At 40.3% G+C, this 25,352-nt stretch carries 24 protein-coding genes and 3 pseudogenes; 18 read left to right on the plus strand and 9 right to left on the minus strand.

Going from position 1 to position 25,352, the window contains the following annotated elements; all coding sequences use genetic code 11:
- Positions 1–87 precede the first annotated feature (87 nt).
- Positions 88–240 carry a hypothetical protein gene (locus IQ244_RS17095; RefSeq protein ID WP_193896156.1) on the minus strand — a complete coding sequence of 51 codons (153 nt, stop codon included), beginning with the start codon at positions 238–240 and terminating at the stop codon, positions 88–90.
- 493 nt (positions 241–733) lie between these two features.
- Here IQ244_RS17095 and IQ244_RS17100 point away from each other — a divergent pair, with 493 nt between their 5' ends.
- From IQ244_RS17100 to IQ244_RS17150, 11 genes are all read left to right on the plus strand, one after another.
- Positions 734–2,131: a nicotinate phosphoribosyltransferase gene (locus IQ244_RS17100; RefSeq protein ID WP_193896158.1), complete on the plus strand. Its 1,398-nt coding sequence runs from the start codon at positions 734–736 to the stop codon at positions 2,129–2,131.
- A gap of 4 nt (positions 2,132–2,135) precedes the next feature.
- Positions 2,136–2,735, plus strand: coding sequence for a nicotinate-nucleotide adenylyltransferase (locus IQ244_RS17105; protein ID WP_193896160.1), 600 nt, complete (start codon positions 2,136–2,138; stop codon positions 2,733–2,735).
- Positions 2,696–3,442, plus strand: a complete 747-nt coding sequence (locus IQ244_RS17110) for an NUDIX hydrolase (protein ID WP_193896161.1) — start codon at positions 2,696–2,698, stop codon at positions 3,440–3,442. Before IQ244_RS17105 ends, IQ244_RS17110 begins: the two co-directional genes overlap by 40 nt.
- Before the next feature lie 3 nt (positions 3,443–3,445).
- A complete protein-coding gene (locus IQ244_RS17115) occupies positions 3,446–5,188 on the plus strand; it encodes an NAD+ synthase (protein ID WP_193896162.1) in 1,743 nt (580 codons plus the stop codon).
- 268 nt (positions 5,189–5,456) lie between these two features.
- Entirely contained in the window at positions 5,457–5,795 is a 339-nt protein-coding gene (locus IQ244_RS17120) for a type II toxin-antitoxin system RelE/ParE family toxin (protein ID WP_193896163.1), read from the plus strand.
- Entirely contained in the window at positions 5,788–6,081 is a 294-nt protein-coding gene (locus IQ244_RS17125; RefSeq protein ID WP_193896199.1) for a DNA-binding protein, read from the plus strand. The genes IQ244_RS17120 and IQ244_RS17125 overlap by 8 nt, the downstream gene beginning before the upstream one ends.
- 76 nt (positions 6,082–6,157) lie before the next feature.
- A complete protein-coding gene (locus IQ244_RS17130; RefSeq protein WP_193896164.1) occupies positions 6,158–6,868 on the plus strand; it encodes a Uma2 family endonuclease in 711 nt (236 codons plus the stop codon).
- A gap of 190 nt (positions 6,869–7,058) precedes the next feature.
- Positions 7,059–7,379, plus strand: a complete 321-nt coding sequence (locus tag IQ244_RS17135; protein ID WP_193896165.1) for a 2Fe-2S iron-sulfur cluster-binding protein — start codon at positions 7,059–7,061, stop codon at positions 7,377–7,379.
- Between the two features lie 130 nt (positions 7,380–7,509).
- Positions 7,510–7,692 (plus strand): hypothetical protein, encoded by a 183-nt coding sequence (locus tag IQ244_RS17140; protein WP_193896166.1) that lies wholly within the window; start codon positions 7,510–7,512, stop codon positions 7,690–7,692.
- Between the two features lie 300 nt (positions 7,693–7,992).
- Positions 7,993–9,033 (plus strand): DUF3326 domain-containing protein, encoded by a 1,041-nt coding sequence (locus IQ244_RS17145; protein ID WP_193896201.1) that lies wholly within the window; start codon positions 7,993–7,995, stop codon positions 9,031–9,033.
- 114 nt (positions 9,034–9,147) lie between these two features.
- Positions 9,148–9,729, plus strand: a complete 582-nt coding sequence (locus IQ244_RS17150; protein WP_193896167.1) for a CPBP family intramembrane glutamic endopeptidase — start codon at positions 9,148–9,150, stop codon at positions 9,727–9,729.
- Position 9,730: 1 nt separating this feature from the next.
- Here the strand turns inward: IQ244_RS17150 and purN are convergent, their stop codons facing one another.
- The gene (gene purN, locus IQ244_RS17155) at positions 9,731–10,396 is read right to left on the minus strand and encodes a phosphoribosylglycinamide formyltransferase (protein ID WP_193896169.1); all 666 of its coding nucleotides are present in this window, start codon (positions 10,394–10,396) and stop codon (positions 9,731–9,733) included.
- A gap of 25 nt (positions 10,397–10,421) precedes the next feature.
- Here purN and IQ244_RS17160 point away from each other — a divergent pair, with 25 nt between their 5' ends.
- Both IQ244_RS17160 and IQ244_RS17165 read left to right on the plus strand, forming a co-directional pair.
- On the plus strand, positions 10,422–11,306 hold the full coding sequence (locus IQ244_RS17160; RefSeq protein ID WP_193896171.1) for a carbohydrate ABC transporter permease: 885 nt from the start codon (positions 10,422–10,424) through the stop codon (positions 11,304–11,306).
- A 364-nt stretch (positions 11,307–11,670) separates the two neighbouring features.
- Entirely contained in the window at positions 11,671–12,285 is a 615-nt protein-coding gene (locus IQ244_RS17165) for a pentapeptide repeat-containing protein (protein WP_193896173.1), read from the plus strand.
- 96 nt (positions 12,286–12,381) lie between these two features.
- Here IQ244_RS17165 and IQ244_RS17170 read toward each other — a convergent pair whose 3' ends face one another.
- The 4 genes from IQ244_RS17170 to fraC form a co-directional block, all read right to left on the minus strand.
- On the minus strand, positions 12,382–13,701 hold the full coding sequence (locus IQ244_RS17170; RefSeq protein ID WP_193896175.1) for a 2Fe-2S iron-sulfur cluster-binding protein: 1,320 nt from the start codon (positions 13,699–13,701) through the stop codon (positions 12,382–12,384).
- Positions 13,702–13,893: 192 nt separating this feature from the next.
- Positions 13,894–14,664 (minus strand): ABC transporter permease, encoded by a 771-nt coding sequence (locus tag IQ244_RS17175; RefSeq protein WP_193896177.1) that lies wholly within the window; start codon positions 14,662–14,664, stop codon positions 13,894–13,896.
- A 70-nt stretch (positions 14,665–14,734) separates the two neighbouring features.
- Positions 14,735–15,766, minus strand: a complete 1,032-nt coding sequence (gene fraD / locus IQ244_RS17180) for a septal junction protein FraD (RefSeq protein ID WP_193896179.1) — start codon at positions 15,764–15,766, stop codon at positions 14,735–14,737.
- A 43-nt stretch (positions 15,767–15,809) separates the two neighbouring features.
- Positions 15,810–16,352, minus strand: coding sequence for a filament integrity protein FraC (fraC, locus tag IQ244_RS17185; RefSeq protein ID WP_193896181.1), 543 nt, complete (start codon positions 16,350–16,352; stop codon positions 15,810–15,812).
- Positions 16,353–16,589: 237 nt separating this feature from the next.
- Here fraC and IQ244_RS17190 point away from each other — a divergent pair, with 237 nt between their 5' ends.
- The 4 genes and pseudogenes from IQ244_RS17190 (at position 16,590) to IQ244_RS17205 (ending at position 22,176) form a co-directional block, all read left to right on the plus strand.
- Positions 16,590–17,726 (plus strand): cob(I)yrinic acid a,c-diamide adenosyltransferase, encoded by a 1,137-nt coding sequence (locus IQ244_RS17190; protein ID WP_193896183.1) that lies wholly within the window; start codon positions 16,590–16,592, stop codon positions 17,724–17,726.
- Between the two features lie 120 nt (positions 17,727–17,846).
- Positions 17,847–17,987, plus strand: a pseudogene (purT, locus tag IQ244_RS17195) (phosphoribosylglycinamide formyltransferase 2); the annotation flags it as partial.
- Positions 17,988–18,244: 257 nt separating this feature from the next.
- Positions 18,245–20,842, plus strand: coding sequence for a PAS domain S-box protein (locus IQ244_RS17200; protein ID WP_193896185.1), 2,598 nt, complete (start codon positions 18,245–18,247; stop codon positions 20,840–20,842).
- A 5-nt stretch (positions 20,843–20,847) separates the two neighbouring features.
- On the plus strand, positions 20,848–22,176 hold the full coding sequence (locus IQ244_RS17205; protein WP_193896187.1) for a response regulator: 1,329 nt from the start codon (positions 20,848–20,850) through the stop codon (positions 22,174–22,176).
- A gap of 589 nt (positions 22,177–22,765) precedes the next feature.
- Here the strand turns inward: IQ244_RS17205 and IQ244_RS17210 are convergent.
- Both IQ244_RS17210 and IQ244_RS17215 read right to left on the minus strand, forming a co-directional pair.
- A complete protein-coding gene (locus IQ244_RS17210) occupies positions 22,766–23,638 on the minus strand; it encodes an S-methyl-5'-thioadenosine phosphorylase (RefSeq protein WP_193896189.1) in 873 nt (290 codons plus the stop codon).
- A gap of 222 nt (positions 23,639–23,860) precedes the next feature.
- Complete coding sequence (locus IQ244_RS17215) at positions 23,861–24,397, minus strand: MgtC/SapB family protein (RefSeq protein WP_193896191.1); 537 nt, start codon at positions 24,395–24,397, stop codon at positions 23,861–23,863.
- A 500-nt stretch (positions 24,398–24,897) separates the two neighbouring features.
- Between IQ244_RS17215 and IQ244_RS17220 the strand changes: the two are divergent.
- A pseudogene (locus IQ244_RS17220) lies at positions 24,898–25,137 on the plus strand (LLM class flavin-dependent oxidoreductase); the annotation flags it as partial.
- 48 nt (positions 25,138–25,185) lie between these two features.
- Here IQ244_RS17220 and IQ244_RS17225 read toward each other — a convergent pair.
- A pseudogene (locus IQ244_RS17225) lies at positions 25,186–25,352 on the minus strand (IS701 family transposase); the annotation flags it as partial.

Genomic DNA, 25,352 nt, shown 5'->3' on the forward strand with positions numbered 1-25,352 from the left:
AAAATATTTTACCTGTTTTCACCAAATAAAAAGGCTTAAGTTTTTAGCTCAAGCCTTTACCTCACTCATTTTTAAATATTTCATGATCTACCAAATATCAGCAGTACCTTTCTTATAAGGTTCACCAGTAAAAGGCTGCACCCCAATCAGCGGATATTGATCATCTGTAGGGCCAAAAATTCGCATTGCCGCTTCAGAGATATACTCGGTTATCCTAGCGATGATATTGGAAATAGCCATAATCTTAGACTCCTGATTTTTGAGTCAATTTAATAGTTATCTTTCTACTTTAATTCCATATTTTCATATCGCTCAGACTCTCAATATATCGAGAGTTTACGCAATAGTTTTTCAGATAGCTTTGCAATACTTTATGTTGTCTAAAAAGTTTAAAGTTTTGCTTCCATTTCTATTATAACAAAACTCTTGATTACACCTGTTTACTTTACAGATAGAGGATTTCAAATTATTAGAGCAAAAAATCTAGGACTGAAAGCTAGAAATCAAAGCTGTTTGATTTCTCAATTCTCTTGTCTATGAATGTCTGATAAAATTTGATTTATGCAAAATAAACTATTAAAAAATATTAAATATTGGCATAAATGATGATTATCCCCAAGCAATTATGTTGATTTGGTGAAGTATACAATCTAAATCTATCAGAGGAGTTGACATTATTTATGGTAAAATCTACCATAATAGAAAAGCAGCACTCTTGTAAGGACACTCTTACATGGCAACTATCCCCGACTTGGGCAGCTACCAGCACCAAGATCTGACAATCTCTGCGGCTGATTACAGCTTGCTAACAGACCTTTATCAGTTAACAATGGCAGCTTGTTATGTAGGTGAAGGTTTAGAACAAAAACAAGCTAGTTTTGAGTTATTTGTGAGGCGATCGCCAGAAAATTTTGGCTATCTCATTGCAATGGGACTAGAACAAGCCCTGGCATATTTAGAAAAGTTAAGTTTTACTCATTCGCAAATTGCCGCCCTACAGGCGACAGGAATTTTTGCCCACGCAGGCGATCGCTTTTGGTCTTTATTAGCTGAATGTAAGTTTACTGGGGATGTCTGGGCAGTTCCCGAAGGCACAGCGGTTTTTCCTAACGAGCCATTTTTGCGAATCGAAGCACCGCTATGGCAAGCCCAACTCATCGAAACTTATCTATTAAATACAATCAATTATCAAACTTTGATTGCCACCAGGGCGGCGCGCCTACGTGATGTTGCTGGGGAAAAAGCCAAGCTTTTAGAGTTCGGTACGCGGCGGGCATTCAGTCCCCAAGGTGCTTTGTGGGCAGCGCGGGCAGCCTTAGCGGGGGGATTAGATGCCACCTCTAATGTGTTAGCAGCGCTACAACTAGGTCAGCAGCCAAGTGGTACGATGGCTCACGCTTTAGTTATGGCGTTGTCAGCAATGGAAGGTAGTGAAGCCGAAGCTTTTACAGCATTTCATCGTTATTTTCCCGGTGCGCCATTGTTGATAGACACTTACGATACCATCGCGGCGGCTGAACAGTTGGCAACTAAAGTTAATGCCGGGGAAATGGAATTATCGGGGGTAAGGCTGGATTCTGGGGATTTAGTGAGTTTATCCCAACAAGTGCGATCGCTCTTACCAAATGTGCCAATTGTGGCGAGTGGCGACTTGGATGAATGGGAAATTGCCCGACTCAAGGCGGCCGGGGCAGTAATTGATGGATACGGTTTGGGAACGCGACTCGTCACAGGTACACCTGTCAACGGAGTGTATAAACTCGTAGATATTGATGGCATTCCAGTAATGAAACAGTCCAGTGGTAAGGTGACTTATCCAGGACGCAAGCAGATTTTTCGGTCATTTGTAGATGGCAAGGTCAAAGCTGATAGGTTGGGGTTAATTACAGAAACACCCTTATCAGAAACACCTTTATTGCAATTGGTGATGAAAGAAGGTCAGCGGGTGCAATTGCCAGAAAGTTTGGCAGAAATTCGCCAGCGGACGGCGGCGACAGTAGCAAGTTTGCCAGAGGAGACACGACGGTTAACTCATCCTGTAGCTTTACAGGTGGAGATTTCTGCTGGGTTGCAGAAGTTGACTGAAGAGACTAAGGAACTAACCGCAAAGAACGCAAAGGGCGCGAAGTAAAATCATGAGAATTGCTTTATTTGGTACAAGTGCTGATCCGCCAACCGCTGGGCATCAAGAGATTTTAAGATGGTTGTCGGAACGTTATGATTGGGTGGCAGTTTGGGCGGCGGATAATCCGTTTAAGTCTCATCAAACCCAGTTAGAACATCGGGCGGCGATGTTGCGACTGTTAATTGCGGATATGGATGCAGCACAACATAACGTTGCTGTGACACAAGATTTAAGTAGCTGGCGGACACTGGAAACAGTAGAAAAAGCAAAACAGCATTGGGGCGAAGCGGCGGAATACACCTTAGTGATTGGCTCAGATTTGATCAATCAACTACCACGCTGGTATAGAATTGAAGATTTATTACAGCAAGTAGAACTATTAATTGTCCCCAGACCGGGATATGCCATAGCCGAAACTAGCTTAGACAACATCAAAAAATTGGGAGGTAAAATTGCGATCGCTACCCTCACAGGTTTAGATGTATCCTCAACAGCTTATCGTGAACATGGAGATACTGAAGCCCTCATAGCTCCCATTGTTGCCTATATTCATCAACAGCATTTGTACAAATGCCAGGACGCAACCACAAAAAGATTCCAACTCCGCTAAATCAACAACCTTTGGCTGATTTTAAAGTAGGTGTTGATAATGTAATTTTTTCTGTAGATACTGCTCAAAATCGACTTTTGGTTCTCCTTGTCATGCGACAGCAAGAACCATTTTTAAATTATTGGAGTCTTCCGGGGACATTAGTGCGTCAAGGCGAATCTTTAGAAGATGCGGCCTATCGCATCATGGCCGAGAAAATCAGAGTCAACAATCTTTATTTAGAACAGTTGTATACCTTTGGTGGGCCAAATCGTGACCCTAGGGAAGCAACAGATAGTTATGGGGTGCGTTATCTCTCAGTTAGTTATTTTGCCCTAGTCAGATTTGAAGAAGCCGAATTAATTGCTGATAAAGTCGCTGGAATTGCTTGGTATCCAGTCAAGCAAGTGCCACAATTAGCCTTTGACCATAATGAACTACTCACTTATGGTCACAGACGACTGCGAAATAAATTAGAGTATAGCCCTGTCGCCTTTGAAGTTTTACCAGAAATGTTTACTTTAAACGATTTGTATCAGCTATACACAACTGTTTTAGGGGAAAACTTCTCTGATTACTCTAATTTTCGGGCGCGACTACTCAAGTTAGGTTTTTTGTGCGATACCGGAGTAAAGGTATCACGCGGTGCAGGTCGTCCAGCTAGTTTATATAAATTCGACGCTGAGGCTTTTGCACCCTTTAAAGATAAGCCTTTGGTATTTATTTAAAGTATGAAAATTGCGATCGCTCAACTTAACCCCACAATTGGTGATATACCAGGAAACGCCCAAAAAATTCTCCAAGCAGCACAACAGGCGGTAAAAACGGGCGCACGTTTATTGTTAACCCCAGAACTTTCTTTGTGTGGTTATCCCCCAAGGGATTTGTTATTAAATCCGAGTTTTGTCTCGGCGATGGGGATGACATTACAACAATTAGCCAGAGATTTGCCGCCGAAATTAGCTGTGTTAGTCGGAACTGTTGAACCAAATACCAAATCTCATATCACTGGCGGGAAAAATTTATTTAATAGTATTGCTTTATTAGAAGCAGGCAAAGTCAAGCAAATTTTTTACAAACGGCTTTTGCCTACTTATGATGTATTTGATGAAGACCGCTATTTTGAACCTGGTTTACAAGCTAATTATTTCACCTTAGATGATATCCATATTGGCGTAACTATTTGCGAAGATTTATGGAACGATGAAGAATTTTGGGGCAAACGGAGTTATGCCGTTAATCCCATTGCAGATTTAGCAATTTTAGGCGTAGATTTAATTGTTAATTTATCGGCTTCACCTTACAGCGTCGGCAAACCGCAGTTTCGAGAATCGATGCTGAAACATAGTGCAGTGCGTTTTCAACAGCCGATGATTTATGTCAACCAAGTAGGTAGTAATGATGATTTGATATTTGATGGCTATAGTTTTGCTTTGAATGGTCAAGGTGAAATTATGTGTCGCGCCCGTGGTTTTGCTACTGATTTAGTAAGTTTAGAATTTAACGAAAAAGAACGAGATTTAGAGTTAAGTTCCTTAGTCCCTACTTGCGAATCAGCAGAAGAAGAAATCTGGCAAGCTTTGGTTTTAGGTGTGAAAGATTATGCGCTGAAATGCCGCTTTTCTCAAGTAGTATTAGGTTTAAGTGGTGGTGTAGATTCGGCATTAGTAGCAGCGATCGCCACAGCAGCACTTGGTAAAGAAAATGTCCTCGGTGTGCTGATGCCTTCCCCTTACAGTTCCGAACATTCTGTAAGTGATGCTTTGGCATTAGGTAAAAATTTAGGCATTCAAACCAAAATTTTACCCATAGGCGAACTCATGCAAGGCTTTGATCATAGTCTAGCGGACTTGTTTGCAGGGACAGAATTTGGCATCGCCGAAGAAAATATTCAGTCGCGGATTCGCGGTAACTTATTAATGGCGATCGCTAATAAATTTGGCTATCTTTTATTATCCACGGGCAATAAGTCAGAAATGGCAGTTGGTTACTGTACCCTCTACGGCGACATGAACGGCGGGTTAGCAGTTATCGCTGATGTACCAAAAACCTGTATCTATAAAATTTGCCACTGGTTAAACTCCCATCCCTCAGCACTCAGCACTCAGCACTCAGCACTCCCAACAGAAGTTATCCCCCAAAATATCCTCACCAAAGCCCCCAGTGCGGAACTCAAACCCGGCCAAGTTGACCAAGATTCTCTTCCAGCCTACGAAATTTTAGACGACATCTTGCAACGCTTCATTCATGACCATGAATCAGCCGCCCAAATAGTTGCAGCAGGTCATGACCCGATAATTGTCGACCGAGTAATTCAAATGGTAGCCCGTGCTGAATTCAAGCGGCGACAAGCACCCCCCGGCTTGAAAATTACAGACCGCGCCTTTGGTACAGGCTGGCGAATGCCAATTGCGAGTAGCTGGATAGCAATCAAAAATGCCTATCAAGCAAGACCTATTACCACGCCTAGCTAACAGAAGGTGGGCATGGCTATTAATTTTGCCACATATTTCCAGGCTTTACGAAAGCAATGCCCATCCTTGTAAGCTTCAAGTTTATTGATTCCGCCACTAGTAAACACTACTTCAATGGACAAGAGTGAGTTGATAAAATTTATCCGCCTCTCTTTTCACAAGCAAAAGAATTCGCGATCGCGCGTCCCGTAAATAATTATAACTAATTTCTTTGTGATTATTAAAGTAATGGATCAAACTCTTTTACTCAAGCATTTTCAAATTTATCATGGAAGTTCAACCAAAAGAAATCAGGAATTATTTAAGACCTGATGGTATAGATATTTTTTCTGAGTGGTTTGACTCTCTGCGGGATAGAAGAGCAAAAGCTAAAATCAGAGTAAGACTTGACCGAGTAGAGGAGGGTAATTTAGGTGATGCCAAATCAGTTGGTGATGGAGTTTTTGAACTTAGAATAGATTATGCTTCTGGCTATCGCATATACTTTGGTGAGGAAGGCTCAGTAATTATTATTCTTTTGTGTGGTGGTGATAAAAGCACTCAAGATAAAGATATTGTTAAAGCTAAAAAATATTGGCAAGACTACAGGAGTAGAGATGATGCCTAGAAGTACAAGCTATCACGAAAAACTGATACAAGACCTGCAAAATCCACTAGAAGCCGCAGCTTATATCGAAGTTGTTTTAGAAGAAGGCGACCCTAAAATGTTAAGTAAAGCACTGAAAAGTGTCATAGAAGCACAGGGAGGAATTAATCAATTTTCTGCACAAGTCCAACAACTTTACTATCAACTTGAGCAAAGGCTTTTAGAAAAAGGGGATATTGAATTTTATAATTTAAATGCTTTGTTGGATGCTTTGGGATTACAGTTAGCAGTAACAGTTAAGTCTTAACAACATATTTGTAAGTTATTCTCACTACTTACGAATTGCGAATTGTTCCAATCATACCCCTAGGCATAATCAAGTCATGTCAGTCGCCCAAGAATTAGAACCAGCAGCAGATATAATATTTCCACCAGGAGATATTGAAAGTGACGAACCACCATTGGAAAGCGATTTACATCTACGCCAGATTATTCTGTTATTACAATGTTTAGAATTGTGGTGGCAAAACCGCAATGACTTTTATGCTGCGGGGAATCTGACAATTTACTACAGCCAACGTCAACTTAAATCAGAAGAATTTCGCGGCCCTGACTTTTTTGTCGTACGAGGATGTGAAAGAAAACCCCGCAAAAGTTGGGTAATCTGGCAAGAAGACGGTAAGTATCCTAATATCATTGTCGAGTTACTTTCCCCTTCCACAAAGGCTACAGATAAAGGCTTAAAAAAACAAATTTACCAAGATATATTTCGCACACCAGAATATTTTTGGTTTGACCCCAATAATTTAGAATTTGTCGGGTTTCATTTAGTAGATGGAAATTACCAACCCATAGAACCAAATCCCCAAAGTTGGTTATGGAGTCAGCAATTAGATTTATACTTGGGTGTGCAGAACAATCAATTACGCTATTTTACAGCACAAGGGGAGTTAGTACCGACACCCGAAGAATTAGCAGCACAAGAAAAACAGCGTGCGGACGAGGAAAAACAGCGTGCGGATGAAGAAAAACAGCGTGCAGAACGTCTAGCCGCCAAGTTGCGCGAATTAAATATTGACCCCGATTTTCTGTAAGATGCTTGATTATATGAAGCGATCGCACCCTCGATTGCTCAATCAAGCGTTTAGTTCAATTTTAGGTTATTGAGTTGTCGCGATCGCTCCCCGATGAGAGGGAAAAATTTAGTGATTGACTATATCTGCAATATTATTAAATAATTCAGATATAATAATGAGTTTGTCTATTGCACTCATTTTTTAGTATATGTCCAATACTTACACCGTAGAACTGCGTCACCAAGGTAAAATTCTGACTCTGCAAGTTCCTGAAGATGAAACTATTTTATCAGTAGCGGAAACTACTGGTTTCGAGTTGCCTGCTTCTTGCCATGCAGGGGTTTGTACAACTTGCGCCGCCCAAATCATCGAGGGAACTGTAGACCAAACCGAGGGTATGGGTGTTAGTCCAGAATTGCAAAAACAAGGTTACGCATTACTTTGTGTCTCCTATCCTCGTTCTAATTTGAAAATTGAAACTGAAAAAGAAGACATTGTTTATCAGTTGCAATTTGGGAAAGATCAATAAAGTGTGAATTATGTAGACGCGCAGCGGCTTGCCGCAGGCTAGTATGAAGTATGAAAGATAAAATTTATTACTTCACACTTCATCTTCCTTCGGCTATTGTAGAACAAATTAATTAATAGGATAAACGGCAATGACTACTCATTTTATTACTGCGGAAATTGACATTCAAGAAACTCCTACTGAATTGCAAACAGCAATTGAAGCTGAGTTGAAAAAACAAGGTGAACCTCTGCGTTGGGCTATTACTTCTGTGGATGAAGCACAACAAAAAGTTGCTGTAGAAGCTGTCATTACTCAAGCTAATGCTGAGTGATGAGTTTTGGTGCTGAGTGGTGTTAAAGGATTGTATTACTTGGTAAAGTTTAAGACTTGGAGTTTCACGTAAGTTCAACAGATATAAAAACCCCTCTCCAAACCTCTCCCCCACGGGTGGAGAGGCTTTGAAACCCTAATCTTTTTGTTGAAAACAAGGAAGATTTCTGCCCCTTTCCGCGTCGGAGCGAAAAGTTTACGCGTCCGGGTTTCCCGGCGCAAAACTTTTCAAGACAGAGGGGTTGGGGAGAGGTTCATCAAACTCACGTTAGTTTACACCTCTACTCACTCAGCACTTCAGATGCGTCTTTACACTGCTATTTTAATTGTACCTACTGGCGTTGGGGCAGCGATTGGGGGTTATGCTGGCGATGCTATACCTGTTGCTCGAACATTAGCACAGGTTTGCGATCGCCTGATCACTCACCCCAATGTCCTCAATGGTGCAAGTTTATATTGGAATATCCCCAACGCTTTCTATGTGGAAGGTTTCGGGCTGGACAAATTCGCCTCTGGATGTTGGGGCTTGCGTCCAGTCCGCAATAATAAAGTAGGTTTGCTTTTAGACCAAGGTATTGAACCAGATTTACGGCTACGACACTTACAAGCCGCTGACGCAGCTAGGGCAACCCTGGGATTAACTATCACAGATTACGTAATTACTGATGCCCCATTAAATGTAGAATTACGCACTTCCCCATCAGGGGCTAGTTGGGGAACCATTGGCAATCCAGATAGTTTACTTCGCGCAGCAGAGATATTAATCAATAAAATAGGGGCAGAAGCGATCGCTGTTGTCGCCCGTTTCCCTGATGATATAGATGAAGATGCTGTGCAGAACTATCGCCAAGGTAAAGGCGTAGATCCCTTAGCAGGTGCAGAAGCTGTAATCAGCCACTTACTAGTCAGAAATTTGCAAATTCCTTGCGCCCATTCACCAGCCCTCGCCAGCGCCCCCCCTTATCCTGATTTATCTCCTCGTTCCGCCGCCGAAGAATTAGGCTATACTTTTTTACCAAGCGTCCTTGTCGGCTTGAGTCGCGCCCCCCAATTTATTGTCGAGAAACAATTATTTACGTCTCGCCAAGAAGATATTTGGGCTGATCAAATAGATGCGGTGATTGTGCCTGCCAATGCTTGTGGTGGCAGTGCTTTACTCAGTTTAAGCCAAAGCCAATGCCAAATAATTACCGTCAAAGATAATACAACGCAAATCCAAGTTCCTGCCCAAGCTTTGGCAATTAAATCCATACAGGTAAACTCATATTTAGAAGCAGTAGGTGTTTTAGTTGCCCTCAAAGCCGGTATCAATCCAGATGCTTTGGTCAATAGCCAAAAGTAAAAAGGCAAAAGTAAAAAGTAAAAAGGATAAAATTTCATACTTCACACTAGCCTTCGGCAAGCCGCTGCGCGTCTACATACTTCATATATCTTTCTCCCTATTCCCTAAAAACCCGTGGTAGAACATCAAAAACAAGACCCAGAAATTCCCTACTTGACGCGTACCCAAGTGCTGGTAGCAATGGGGGTGACGGCAATTCTATTGTGGACAGTTGCCAAAGTGTGGTTACGCTTTGGTAATGTGTTCCTATTTAAGTGGGAATGGAACCAAATAGATTTTTTGTGGGGACTGGGCGTAGGACTTTTCATTACCGCCTTGAGTGGTTTAGTTTATCGATTGTGGCCTTTATATCGTCAAAGTGCGGACTATTACTTAGAATTAGTATTAAGACCTTTAGCTTGGCCTGATTTAATTTGGCTGGGTTTACTACCTGGGTTAAGTGAAGAATTATTATTTCGAGGTGTAATGTTGCCAGCTTTAGGCTTAGACCATGTAGCCGTGATTGTCTCTAGCCTGTGCTTTGGAGTTTTACACCTCAGTGGTTCCCAACAATGGCCTTATGTAATTTGGGCAACGGTAGTTGGGTTAATTCTGGGATATAGCGCTTTATTGAGTGGAAATTTGTTAGTGCCGATTGTTGCCCATATATTAACAAATTGGATTTCCAGCTATTTTTGGAAAAGGCAGCAACGTTAAATCAAGAAGGTGTCAGTCTGGATTGGAGTTGACTAGCAGCGATCGCAATTCCCTGTGGTAAAATTCGATGTTCCTGAATTTGAATCCGGGCGTGGAGTGTTTCTGGGGTATCTTCGGCTAATACTGGTACTGCTGCTTGAATCAAAATTGGGCCGCTATCCACTTCTAAACAAACTAAATGCACTGTACAACCAGTAATTTTGACCTTAGCTTGCAAAGCTTGTTCCACCGCATGAAGACCCTTAAAACTCGGTAACAAACTCGGATGAATATTAATAATTCTGTGAGGAAAAGCATCAATTAAAACTGATGTCACCAACCGCATCCAACCAGCTAAAATTACCAAATCTACATCATGCTGGTGTAAAGTCTGGACAATTTGCCTATCTAAAGCTTCCCGATTTTTATATTCTCGGTGATTTAATAACACCGTTTCTATACCACGACTTGCGGCGCGTGTTGCTGCTTTCGCCCCTGGATTGTTGTAAATTAGAACTGGAATTTGGGCGTTAATTTGCCCGTCGTCAACAGCTTGGGCAACTGCTGCAAAATTACTGCCATTCCCAGAAGCTAAAATTCCTAGTTTGATAGGAGTATCACTATATGGTAGGCGATCGCTAATAATGGGAGAAACCAAGCTAAAGGTAGAATCAGGGCGAAAGGTCATAACAGCAACAAGGAAAAATTAATAGATGCCAAAAATATATAGTAATAAATCGTGGTTAGATAATGATACATTTGCCGCTTGGACTTTTCTTGCGCCCGCATTAATTTTATTAGGTATTTTTGTAATTTGGCCGATCGCCTATTTGTTTTACCTCAGTTTCACTGCTGGTAGTTTTACATCCACAGGTACTTATTGGGTAGGGTTAAAAAATTACTGGCGCTTGTTACTTAACCCTGATTTTTGGCAAGTTTTAGGCAATACAATCTATTTTACCCTTGCTACTGTCATCCCCAGCTTAATTATTCCCCTAGGATTGGCAGTGTTATTAAATCGTTCTTTAGCTTTGCGGGGAATATTAAGAAGTGCCTATTTTTTACCTTCTATAATTTCTCTAGTAGCTGCTGGTTTAGGGTTTCGCTGGCTATTTCAAACTACTGGCCCTGTCAACGCATTTCTCAATTTATTTGGCATTGCACCCATTTCTTGGTTAGGAGATACATTTTGGGCAATGTCTGTATTAATTATTTTAAGTATTTGGAAACAATTAGGTTTTAATATGGTTGTCTTTTTAGCAGGGTTGCAAGCAATTCCCCCCAGTCGCTATGAAGCAGCCGAATTAGATGGTGCAAATGCTTGGCAACAATTTTGGCATATTACTTTGCCTGGATTACGCCCGACTTTAATTTTTGCCACAATCACCACAGCAATTTTTACATTACGGAGTTTTGAGCAAGTTTACGTCATTACTGGTGGCGGCCCGTTAAATTCGACTAATTTATTGGTTTACTACATTTATCAAGAAGCCTTTGGTCAATTTGATTTTGGGTATGCTGCTGCTGCTGCGACAGTTCTGTTAGCTGTAACTTTAGTTTTAGTGTATTTTCAGTTACAAACCTGGGGCGAAGAATAATTATTTTTATTAGTGCATAACAAGATACCCAATTTTTTCAAAAGTTGGGGATATGAGCAGATCAATTGATGTATAAATTTAGCAATATTATTACTTTTCCCTGACTTATGTCAGCAAGTTTTGTTGTGAGAAATACAATTTAAGCCTATTTTCCGTTAATTTAAAATTTTTCTTTCATGATTAATACTTTTTTCTTCAGCAAATTCTCGGTAGTAGTGTACTCTCAATATACAGTGTCCAAATTTTCTCAAAATTCTTTGATAATCTAAGCCTCAAGATTAATCTATGGGGCAAATCCCAAATCCAAAATTGATTGACTCTCACAATTGAGCTTTGCAATTATTGACACTCTGAGGTGAGTACCATGAGAAGTTTTGTTGATGTGCAAGAATTAATCTCTAGCCAAATTACAGACAAATGTGGTCAACAGCAGGATTTTAGTGGATGTGATTTGCGAGGAATTGAGTTAAAAGAATTAAATTTAAGTGGTGCTAAATTTCGGGGAGCAGATTTAAGCTGTGCTAATTTATCTGGTTCTATTTTGAATGGTGCAGACTTAAGTGAGGCAAATTTAGCCCAAGCAAATTTGAGCAATGCTGATTTAAGTTATGCTAATTTGTGCGAGTCTTATTTATGGCGATCGCAATGTAGTAATAGTAACTTTTGGGGAGCTTCTTTGTGTGGTACAGATTTCACAGAAGCAGACTTGAGTTATGCCAAATTAATTGAAGCCTCTTTAATCGAAGCCAAATTAATCAGAGCTAATTTGCAAGGAGCCAGTCTATGTGGTGCAATATTATTAGAGGCTGATTTAACTGAAGCCAACTTAAATGGTGCAGACCTAACATGGACTAATTTAACTCAGGCAAACTTGTTAAATGCAAATCTTTGGGAAACGAAAATAATTTATAGTAAGCTCAGAGATACTATTATGCCTGAAGGTACAATCTACAAACCTAACATAATTATTATCAATTAAAGTATTTGCTAAAATTCTTAAACCCGCGTAGGCGGGTTTTGTTTGTGTAGCCTGTAACTTTAGTCGCTAAAGCTGATTGATAATCACCAGAATTTATTAAATATCTAATATTAATTTAGAACTTCCAGGTTGGGAAATACAAATCAACACCGAACCCTGATCAGTTGTGGCACTTGGTTCTTCTTGATAAGCAACTTCACCTTCCTGGACTTTACACATACAAGTACCGCAAACCCCAACGCGACAACTAAAAGGCGGATTAATATCATTAGCTTCGGCAAATTCTAAAATAGTGCCATCACTTGGTTGCCATGTTAAAGTTTTGCCAGATTTGGCAAAGACAATTTCGGCGAACTCTTCACCTTGAGTTACAGTCTGAGTTGATTTTTCAGACTCACTTTTCATCGGTTTACCGAAAGATTCAAAGAAGACTTTATTATTAGGAACACCGGCTGCTTTCAGTCCCTCAGTAATAGACTGAATAAATGGTGATGAACCACATAAAAAATATTCAGCTTCTTGTATATTTAATTCTTGAATTAAAGCCGCATCAACATACCCAACACTGTGATATTTACCTGTATCTTCCGGTTTTGGACGGCTATAACGAATATGTACATTTAAATTATGATTTTGTTGGGCAATTTCCATCACTTCATCTTGAAAAGCATGGAAGTCGCTATCTCTAGCACCATGTAGAAACCAAATAGGACGCTGAGGGTTGAGACGAGTAGAAGCTTTCGCCATACTAATCATCGGTGTAATTCCCACACCATTGCTAATCAAGACTGCGGGGGTGGATTTCTGCACATCCAAAACAAATTTACCATTTGGTGGTTTGGCGGGAATAATTGCACCTTTGTTAATGTGATCGTGCATAAAATTAGATGCGATACCAGGCATAACATCTAAGCCATTTGGTGCAAGTTCTCGCTTAATCGAAAGCCGATAATATTCACAAGTTTTAGAATAATCTGAAAGCGAGTAAGTCCGAATTACCGGCTTATTCTGTCCAGGAATATCTAGTTTAATCGTTAAAAATTGTCCTGGTTGAAAGTTAGGAATTTCCCCTTTATCTTCAGGTTGTAAATAGAAAGAGGTAATTTCTTCGCTTTCTTTTACCTTCCGCACAACCACAAAATTTCGCCAATTTTGCCAAACATCACTGTCTGATACTTCAATATCTGGAGTGGATGTAGTTTCACTTGATTTACTTGTATAAACTAAGCCAAGTATTGCCCCAGCCGCAGCCCCAAATATTGAGGAATAGACACCAAGCTGATAAGCAGATTTATCTTTAGGATTAGTGACTCCAATGACAATAGCAGTAGATAAAGTGACTACTGAGCAAACTGTAGCGGCTGTTGCAACGCTTCTGATTAATGGATTGTTAATTCTTCCCAGACTTTCCAGCATTGTTGTTTCCTACCTAATACTTTTAGTTATGTTGGTATATACCTGCGAAGATTCTGGTTTCAGCCATGTTAGCGAAAGGTTATCTGCATCCTACCCTTCGGTTTTATTACTCTTAGGTCTCTTTAGATTTCTTTTAGAAAGATCCACTAAATTAATTAAGAATTACAAACAGCTTTTGATTTTGACTAATATTTAAAATTCCCGCTTTGAGAAAACAAAACTAGCGATCGCCAACAGCATGATGCTATAAAGTACGCCATAGCCTGCATTTGTGATTAACATAGTTGCATTAGGTAAGGCTTGCAGTCCATAAACCGCATCATTTTTTAAATCTAAGCGGGATAAATCTGGCAAAATTAGATACAACCCTTGGGTGATTCTTTCCAGCGTTGGATTTTGGCTCAAACGACCCAATTTCACTAAATCTTGAGTGATATTCCCCATTAAGTACACAGCAAAGGTTAAAGTTACCGCCAACAAGGAATTTGTAAACACACCCAACGTAATAGCCACAGCATTGATTAAAGATAACTGTAAAAACAGAAAAACTGCGGCAATTAAAATACTTAGTGTGGGATGAGGAATATTCTCCAGTTGCAGAAATACTAGATAAATAGCTGTCATTGTCGCTATTAAAATAGCCAAAACTGCTGACAAACCTAAGAATTTACCAGCAATAATTTCACTCCGGCTAACTGGTTTAGCAATTAACACTAAAATAGTGCGTTTATCAATTTCTTTTTTAACCAGTCCAGCACCTATAAATACCACGACAATTAAGCTCATGGCACTCATAGCCACTATCCCAAAGTCTAAAAATATCTTATTTTCATTACTAGCAGACACTTCAGGTAGTACTCGTGCAGCGATCGCCAGAATTAAAGCATAAAATCCAATCACATATAAAATGCGATCGCGCACCACTTCCTGAAAGACATTTTTCGCAATTACAAAAGTTCTCATTGGTTTTAAAAAGTGCTGAGTGCTGAGTTGTAATTCATATACTCTCCCTTTTCCCCCTACTCTCACGAAATTACTGTTGTGGTGGAGGGGAACCTGCGATAAATTTACTGACGCGATCGCATTCTATTTCTCCAACAGCAATTTTGTCCTCTGGGTTGGTACTTGTAATTGCTTTTTTAGTCGAAGTTGCTACTGGGTCAATCCGACAAGATTTTTTTAAGTAATATCCTTTTTGGCTAGAACTAGGCCCTCGCCAAATACTCAGTAAATCTAAGACATATCCACCTGATTTTGTGTTAACCACACGCGGTTCCACACGCCACAGAGCTTTTTCTTCATATCTAGCTAGTTGTTTTTCTATTACTCTGTTACCCAAATTTCCTACTTGTAATTTTGCATCTAGCAGCCATCTTTCTACTTGTGACCAAGGTCTTTCATCTATTTGTTGTTCTACTAGTGGTTGCAATTTATCTAAAATTACAATGCCATTTTTCGGAACTTTTTCGATAATATCTGTTCTTCTGACAAAGGTGCTACGCTGAAAATTATCTGCTCGTAAGCTGGGATATTCTTGTAGCCATTTATCCATGACAAAGTAAAATTGTAGCCAGCAACTTAAAATCATACAACTGGCAACTAAAACGAGGATTTTTTGCCTAACTTCTGGTTTGGGAATTTGCGCTTTAGATGTCGTATCTGAGCCTTCAATAAATTCAGGAATTGCTGTAATTAAAGCCGATATAGTAGGCCAAAGTACAATGGTTCTTGGTGTAATGACATCCTGTTGATTGCCAAAAGCAAAAACACTCACTAATAAACCTGTAATTACTGCGCCTACAGGCATAAAAGTCCCAGGCACTCTTAGGGGATCATCCGTGGTATACCAAGCTGTACCAGCTATTAAAAATAACCACCCGCAAAATGCAATTATATCTCTGACATAACCTATGGCAAAATAAGATAGCGCCCCAGAAAATACACTTAAATAAATAAATGTTTGCCAAGCATAAGCTTGTTTTGGCACTAATATTTTTTTAACTCTGGCATAGATATCTTCAGTAAACTTAAATATGCCCAGTAAATCTTTCAGTAGAACATTCATGATTTCACCCCTAAATAATTTATTTGACCAAAAAAGTGCCAATTTATCGATTACGAATTAACAAAATAATTGTAATCGCTGTATAACTAAGAGAATTGGCTATTAATGTAGTAGTCACTAAATTAGTGGTTTGCAATTTAATGCCGGGGATAGCACGGCGTAACTGTCGACGTTGAGATGTTTCGACAATTTCTGGTTTTTTCCAACCATCTTCTCTTAATGTAAAGACCAAAAGTTGTAACAGTAAAAACTTCATTAAAAAAGTAGCAAAGAAAATAATGAAAGTAGTTAAAATCAAAGTCGCTTGGGTAGTCGGATATCTAAAGTTATTAAAAAATACATAATTAATTAATTCCGATTTAATCTCTGGAGGCAACATTGGTTCTAATACAAAAAATATGACCCAACCAAGAGTCCCAGAAAAGAGATTAGTAGCTATGGCATAAAAAATACTAGTTTTTTTGTCAAATTTGAGCCGACGATTGAAAACATAAGCCTCAATGGGGATAGAAATGAGGAAAAATAACAGGTTAAATAACATCACCCCAATGGGCAGAAGTCGCGGCAGGGTAAAATTTTCTAGCATAGAAGGTCAATGGTAAAGTTGAAAGTGAGAGGGTAACGTTGGGATAATCAGGCTGATGGAGGCAATTATGGCATTGCGATCGCTGTTTATGATCTTGGTGTGCCAGTATACCCCTATTTACCCTGTTAATATATCCTGCTAACTCTTGTATGGAAGCACCCAAAAGAGATTTTTTAGATCTGGAAGTGCAAGAGGTTAGGTAAGATTAGAGACTGCTACGTTACAGGTTTTCGAGAGATGACAAGGAACGGCATTGGTATTCGCACGGCGCAAGCGCGTTCTGAACGACTCACAGGTCAAATTCACGTTTATGACGGTTTGGGTAAAGGTAAATCTCAAGCGGCTTTAGGGGTAGTTCTGCGCTCGATTGGTTTAGGAATCAATACACCAAGTAATTCCAATCGCGTCTTACTGCTGCGGTTTTTAAAAGGGCCAGAACGTGATTATGATGAGGATGGTGCGATCGCTGCTTTGCAGCGTGGATTTCCCCATTTAATTGATCAGGTACGGACGGGAAGAGCCGAATTTTTTAGTGCCGAAGAAATTATCCCCTACGATCGCGCCGAAGCAGCACGGGGTTGGGACGTGGCTAAAGGTGCGATCGCCTCTGGTTTGTATTCAGTAGTAGTTTTAGATGAACTTAATCCAGTTCTAGATTTGGGTTTGCTACCTGTAGATGAAGTGGTGCAGACATTAAAATCTAAGCCGCAAGAATTGGAAATCATCGCCACCGGACGCGGCGCACCCGAAAAGTTGCTGGAAATTGCCGATTTACACTCGGAAATGAAACCGCAACACCACCCCACAGCCCAACAGCTATTAATTGAGGGGATTGAAATTTATACTGGTGCAGGTAAAGGTAAATCTACTAGCGCCTTGGGTAAAGCCTTACAAGCCATTGGTAGAGGGATTAACCATCCCGGTTCTACCCGCGTGTTAATTATGCAATGGCTCAAAGGTGGTAGCGGTTATACAGAAGACGCAGCGATCGCCGCCTTGCAACAATCTTATCCAGAAGTAGTAGATCATCAACGCTGTGGCCGAGATGCGATCGTGTGGCGTAATTCTCGACAAGAATTAGATTATGTCGAAGCCGAACGCGGTTGGGAAATTGCCAAAACTGCGATCGCATCTGGGTTGTATAAAACTATCATCTTAGATGAACTCAACCCCACCGTAGATTTAGAACTTCTCCCAGTAGAACCCATCGTCCAAGCCTTACTCCGCAAACCCCGCGACACAGAAATTATCATTACAGGCCGTTGCCAACAGCAACCAGCTTACTTTGATTTAGCCAGTATCCACTCTGAGGTATACTGCCACAAACACTATGCAAATCAAGGCGTAGAACTCAAACGCGGAGTTGATTTTTAAGATGGATAACACTGATGTGCTGGATTGGGCAACTGGCGGATTGGCGATCTCTATTTTGCTTGGTGGGATGTTAATGATGTTCTCAACAATATTGACCGTCAATTTTATATACGATTAAAAATTAATATTAGATTATTTGGTAAACCATCTGCTCATCGTTATCGCCATATGGGTGTGGCTTTAGCAAAAGCTGCAAATGTTCAACAGGCACGTGAAAAAGCTACAGCAGCAGCAAATAAAGTCCAAATAATTTCAATTTGAAGAAAACAGTATTCGGGATACCTCATAAATGGGGTATTTTCACACTTTGTTGCATTACAATACGTAATTTTTAATAAATGTTATGAGTAAATAACAAAATATGTAGCTTTATTGAATTGCCATAATAAAGCAATCTCAACTTAGTTTTTTGTTAGTTTTCAGAATTTCTAGGGAACTCTGAATCTCAAGTAGATTTGCCAACGACCCAACAGCAGATTCCCCTCTGACCACTTTCAGGAGAACAAGTATCAAAGAGCATGAGCTACATACCAGAGCAAAGCAACCCTCAGGACATTGAATTTCAGGGGATTGGAGCGAAAATTGATATAAATTCCCATCCACCAGAAATAGCTCTGCATAACTCGATTGAATATGCTCCTATGGGAATAGCTATATTTGATCGAGATATGCGCTATGTTGCTGTGAGTCGCAAATGGCTAGAAGACTATAACCTGACTAAAGACATTATTGGACGCTCTCATTACGAGGTTTTTCGTGATATTCCCTCAGAATGGAAGCAGATTCACCAACAGTGTTTAGCAGGAGCGATCGCTCAACGTGATGAAGACCCCTATCCACGAGCAGATGGTTCTGTCGAATGGGTAAGCTGGTCACTCCGTCCTTGGCATCTGACAAACGGTGAAATCGGCGGAATTACGATGTTTACTCAAAACATCACTCAGCGCAAACAAACAGAAACCGCTTTAAAAGAAAGCAACATATTACTGCGCTCGATTTTAGAAAGCACACCAGACTTTATTGTTGTTAAAGATTGTAAGGGAGTATATTTTACCCTCAATTCTAGTTCTGCGAACTTTCTGGGCAAAACTGTTGAGGAAGTCATCGGAAAAGACGATACTGAAGTTTTTCCACCTGAAGTTGCATCTGTAATCATGGCAAAAGACCGCCAGATAATAGAAACAGGTGTTGGCGTAACTTACGAGGAAGAACTCTCTAATGGGAAAAGTCAAGGAACTTATTTGACTTCCAAGGCTCCTTGGCGGGATACGCATGGTAACATCTTGGGCATTATTGCGATCACGCGCAATATTAGCGATCGCAAACAAGCAGAACTTGCACTAAAACTCAGCGAAGAAAGATTCCGCAAGCTCATTGAAGCCACTGCCCAAATCATCTGGTATAGCCAAGCAGAGGGTGAATTTGTCACTCACCAACCCCAATGGAGTGAGTTTACTGGACAATCTTTTGAGGAGTTAAAAGGCTGGGGATGGCTGAATGCTATTCATCCTGAGGATCAAGAACACACTATCGAGATTTGGACAGATGCCCTGGCTAACCGGAAACTTTATGAATTGGAACATCGCCTGCGCCGCCACGATGGTGAGTATCGCTACATGAATGTCCGAGCAGTACCACTTTTGGACGCAGATAACAGTATCAGAGAGTGGATTGGAGTCCACACCGATATTCATGAGCGCAAACAAACCCAAATCGCTCTTGCTAAAGCTAAAGAAGCAGCAGAAGCCGCCAGTCATGCCAAAAGCGAATTTCTCGCTAACATGAGCCACGAGTTACGCACACCGCTGAATGGTATCCTCGGCTATGCCCAAATTTTGCAACGTTCTAAAAATCTCCATGAAGACGAGCGATCGCGTATTGATGTCATTTATCAATGCGGTTCTCATTTGCTCACCTTAATTAACGATATCCTCGATTTGTCGAAAATCGAAGCCCAAAAAGTGGAACTGATGACCAGCGATTTCCACTTTCCTGCGTTCCTCCAAGGTGTAGCGGAGATGTGTCGCATTCGAGCGGAACTAAAAGGCATTCCATTCCGTTATCAGATGGCTTCGGAACTACCCGTTGGTATCCGTGCTGATGAAAAGCGGCTGCGACAAGTATTAATTAACCTCCTCAGTAATGCCATCAAATTTACCGATGCAGGTCAAGTCACCTTTACCATTAGCTATGCCTCAGAAGGCAAAATCCGCTTTGAAGTCCGCGACAGTGGAATTGGTATCGCTCAAGACAAACTCCAAAGCATTTTTCAACCCTTTGAGCAAGCAGGTGACAGACAACGACAAATTGAAGGCACAGGATTAGGATTGGCCATTAGCCAAAGAATTGTGGAATTAATGGACAGCACCATTCAAGTTCAAAGTGAGAGCGGTGTAGGCAGTATTTTCTGGTTTGATGTCTACCTGCCAGAAGCCCAAGAATGGGTGAAAACCTCTCAAGCTGACGACTATGGACAAATTATCGGTATCAAAGACCGTAAACCCAAGATTTTGGTTGCTGATGATAAATGGGAAAACCGCTCGGTAATTAACAACTTGCTCACTCCCATTGGCTTTGAAGTTGTGGAAGCTAATGATGGGGAAGAAGGTTGGCAAAAGATTTTAGAATTTCAACCAGATCTCGTGCTTACTGACTTGCTGATGCCAGAACTGGATGGTTTTGAGTTAATCGGGCGCATTCGCCAGTCAGAAGCTTTTAAAAACATCATCATTATTGTTTCTTCAGCCAGCGTGTTTGAAAGCGATCAACATCGCAGCATCGAAGCAGGCGGTAATGATTTTCTGCCTAAACCCGTACAGGCGATCGTGCTATTTCAAAAATTGCGACAACATCTGAATTTAGAATGGCTGTATGAAGAGCAGACAAATGAAAATCAGATATTTAAAGCGCATCCTGAACTAGTCTTACCACCTCCAGCCGAATTAGAAATTCTGTATGAGTTAGTAATGAAAGGCAATTTTAGGGGAATCATAAAACAGGCAGCATTAATCTCACAAATAGATCAAAAATATGTTCCCTTTGCCAAACAGCTGCATCAACTGGCAAAAGGTTTTCAAGACCAAGAAATTCTGGCCTTAATTCACCCTCACAAGTAAGCGTTATGAGCCTTACAATCGAACAAATTACGACAGTTCTAATTGTTGATGATAATCCTGCTAATCTAGGTGTCTTGTCTGATACCTTGGATCAAGCAGGTCTGGAAGTGTGGGTAGCGAAATCAGGAAAAGTCGCACTAGAGCGGGTCAAATATGCGCTACCCAACTTAATTTTGTTAGATGTCATGATGCCAGAAATAGATGGATTTGAAACTTGTCGTTTATTAAAGGCAGATCCAAAAACTCAAGATATTCCCGTTATCTTTATGACGGCACTGTCAGATACCAGCAAGAAAATTGAAGGTTTCCAAGTAGGTGCTGTAGACTATATCACTAAACCTTTCCAACAAGAAGAAGTTTTATCACGGGTAAAATTGCACTTAAAACTGCATGATTTAGCCACAAGACTAGAGCATAAAAATGTCCTATTAGAGCAAAAAGTTACAGAAGTTAGCCAAGCTTATGAGTACCTTAAAAAAGTACAAATTCAGCTAATTCAAAGTGAAAAACTGTCCAGCTTAGGACAGATGGTAGCTGGTATTGCTCATGAGATTAATAACCCTGTAAATTTCATTTATGGCAATCTCGTTCATGCAAATGAATATACTCAAGAAGTTCTACATCTTCTGCATTTGTATCAAGAAGAATATCCTCATCCTACACCTCGAATTCAAGCAGAATTAGAAGTAACAAACCTAGAATTTCTTGAGAGTGATTTATTGAAATTGCTCAATTCGATGAATTTTGGCGCACGCAGAATTCGTGAAATTGTCAAATCCATGCGGGTTTTCTCGCGTACAGACGATGCTAACCGAACGGAGACTGATATTCATGAATGTCTGGATGGCACGCTCACAATTTTAAATTATCGTCTTAAACCAAAACCAGAGCATCCCGAAATCGAAATAGTAAAAAATTATGGTTTGTTACCACCAGTGGAATGCTATGCCGGACAAATCAACCAAGTTTTTATGAATATTCTATCTAATGCTATTGATGCCTTGGATGATTACAATCAACAGCGTTCCTTTGAGGAAATTAAACAACAACCAAGCCGAATCGAAATTCGTACAAGTATGATTGGAGATGACTGGGTTACTATTCACATTGCTGATAACGGCCCAGGCATTTGTCAAGAAGTACAAGCAAAGTTGTTTGAACCTTTCTTTACAACTAAACCAGCGGGTAAAGGAACCGGATTAGGCTTATCTATCAGCCACCAAATTGTTGTAGAAAAGCACGGCGGTAATATTAACTGCCAATCTACCCCAGGAAACGGGACAGCATTCATTGTTAAAATTCCTATTCAGCAAAGAGTGTCTCAAGTTGCCTAAGTAACTACTGCGCTTTCATCACTCTAGCCAGATAAAAATAATTGTGTCTCCAATTTATTCAGAGTTGAATGTCATGTAACCCTATTCAGAAGTTAATTTCTTAAATTTTCGATTAGACATTTCAAGCTAAAACAGTCACTGTCTAATTGTGGCTATACTGCTCCCAATGGAACATTCGTAAAATCCTTGATTTATTTATGGATTGGGCGTAAGTAAGAAAGCTCATTAAGAAAAAAATGAGGTTACTTGTTCAACTGCCTAAGCTGTAAGACTTTCAGCAGCTAATACTGCATACCTTGATTGCGTGGTCGAAGTTAGCGATATCAAGGTATGCAGCCAATACTTCGCAATAGAGATGCACCACATTGCTTTCACAAGCATTGATTTATTTCGGTTCTGACAAGTATTAGTAAGAAATTAGAGGCAGGATTTGCTTACTTTTAGCGCATTGTAATTATCGCTTGACTTGGGGCGATCGCTTCTAGTAATCACAATATCAACAAAGCTGTACATCATGATAGCTAGGTAAAGAGTGAAACCCAACACTGATATCTATGTTTGCTTGTGCTACGCTTCACCCAAGTTACATTTATAAATACTTTTGTAATAACAGCCGCAATTTTTCTTTTGTTGCCGTTGGTGCTTGATCTAATTGAGTTAAAATTGCATATTTCAAGGCGGAGTGTGCATCACTGGAAGGTAGATTTTCACTCAAACGACGGACTGTTTCTTGAATTACTTTTTGGGCGTTAACTGCATTGCGTTGTAAGTTACCAATTACCATTTCGACGGTGACGCTATCATGATCTGGATGCCAACAATCGTAATCTGTAACTAGTGCCAAGGTAGCATAGGCAATTTCTGCTTCTCTGGCTAATTTGGCTTCTGGTAAGTTTGTCATACCAATTACTGTTGCGTCCCAACTACGGTAAAGGTTGGATTCGGCTTTGGTGGAAAATGCTGGCCCTTCCATGCAGATATATGTGCCGCCACGATGTAGGTTGACATCTGGTAAATTGAGAGATGCGATCGCCTCTGCTAATACTCCAGCTAAATTTTGACAAATCGGTTCTCCAAAGGCAATATGCGCCACAATTCCTTCGCCAAAAAAGGTGGAAACCCGATTTTTAGTGCGATCTATAAACTGATCTGGTACTACCATATCTAATGGTTTCGCTTCGGCTTTCAAAGAACCAACCGCACTAGCCGAAATTAAATACTCTACACCTAGTTGCTTCATCGCATAGATGTTAGCGCGAAATGGTAATTCCGATGGTAGCAGGGTATGATTGCGCCCATGACGCGCTAAAAAAGCCACCTGTGTTCCTTCTAATATCCCCAAAATCACAGCATCTGAAGGTGAACCGAAGGGAGTTTGAATTTGCACTTCTTCTACATCCTTCAGTGCTGCCATTTTATATAGTCCACTACCACCAATAATGCCAATCTTAGGATTAACCATAATGTTTCCAGATATTCGTTGCTGATCTGCCTAGTTATTTTACACAGATGTAAGACTTATACCAATGTCTGGAAAAGTTGGCTCAAATCGGACGTATATATTCTATTTTGATCAAGTTCTCATAAAAGACAGCCATCACCTGATTCTGATGGATGTTGGTCGAATATTGCTTGGATGCGATCGCCTAAAGCTTATAAAAAAGAGAAAACTCAAATCCTACAATTAATCATTATCATCAGGCTCAAAGATATTGACTTTCTCTTGAGCTACTGTTTTGTCACTCTTCCCAAACTTAAATCCCATTGACTTATTAATATGTTTCACGCCACTGAGGGTAATCAACGTCAATAGTCCACCTAATAATCCCATTTGCCATAAACCACAGCCAATAGCCGCACCTAACCCTGCTGCTGTCCATACGCAAGCAGCTGTAGTTAAATTTCGTACTTTAGGAGTAGCACTTTTTCTTGGTGAGTCTTGTAAAATCAATCCGGCTCCGAGAAATCCTACCCCAGTAGCAACACCTTGAATTGTCCGACTTAAAGCATTAGTTGCTGCATAGGGACTATCACCTTCAGCCTGTAAGGGAATCATCACGAACAAAGCGGCTCCCATACTGACCAACATAAATGTTCTCATTCCGGCCGGTCTACCACCTTGCTGACGGTTAAACCCAATCATGCAACCTACTAGCAGCGCCATAATTAGTCTAAATCCTATATGTGGCCAATCATCAGCATTAATAAACATCGGCCCCATTTTCTGATCTCCTTAATGTATAAAAATAAATTTAGTACCTATTACTCATAGCTAATAGCTGAATTGCGATTTTAGTGATGATGTATAAAATAAAATCCGGTAAAACTATTGGCTTTATGTAATTTAAAGTTAGTTTAACAAAAAATATAAGAATTAGTAAATTAATATACTTGAAGCAGAATTCACAAGTCAGAATTAATCACAAGAAAATATTTTTGATCCTCTCGTTATGAGATCAATAGCCCACAGCCTTTCAAACTTTGCTCTGGAGCAACACAAACAAAGTTGGCTTTTGCGGAGTATCGTCAGTAACAACCCGCATTGGAGGGTTGAGGGTGTATCGCTGGAATTTTTATGTGTTTCTATGCTCCCAATCAAAAACTGATGATGCACTGACTAAAAAAACCTCTTGCTTCCGTGAGTTTGATGTGTGATACTCTTTATGAAAGCAAAATACGGTAAGTCGATAAAGTTACCGTCTTTAATAAGGATTAAGACTCATGCAGCTACTATGGTTCATCCCTACCCACGGCGATGGGCGGTACTTGGGAACAGCAACAGGCGGGAGATCTGTTAGCTTTCAGTACTTTCGACAAATTGCACAAGCAGTGGATGACCTGGGTTACACAGGGGCATTGTTACCCACCGGTAGGTCATGCGAAGATGCCTGGGTTGTGGCATCAACTCTAGTATCTTTAACTCAACGGATGCGCTTTTTAGTAGCGATTCGTCCTGGGTTAACCCTCTTCTGTCACTTTCCGAAATAAGCAAGTAGTAAATAAATGAAATTATCCAGAAGAGAAAAAAGGTTTAAATTGGTTCATTGTAAAAATTAGGTGATTAAATCCAAGCAATAAATCGGAATTGGGAAAAACATTTAGCCAGGGATAAATCAACCAAAATAATAAAAGAGGTTGAACAATTAAACGAAGATTATTTAAAGTATTCTTCCATC

The sequence above is a fragment of the Nostoc sp. LEGE 06077 genome, assembly GCF_015207705.1.
GTDB lineage: Bacteria > Cyanobacteriota > Cyanobacteriia > Cyanobacteriales > Nostocaceae > Nostoc_B.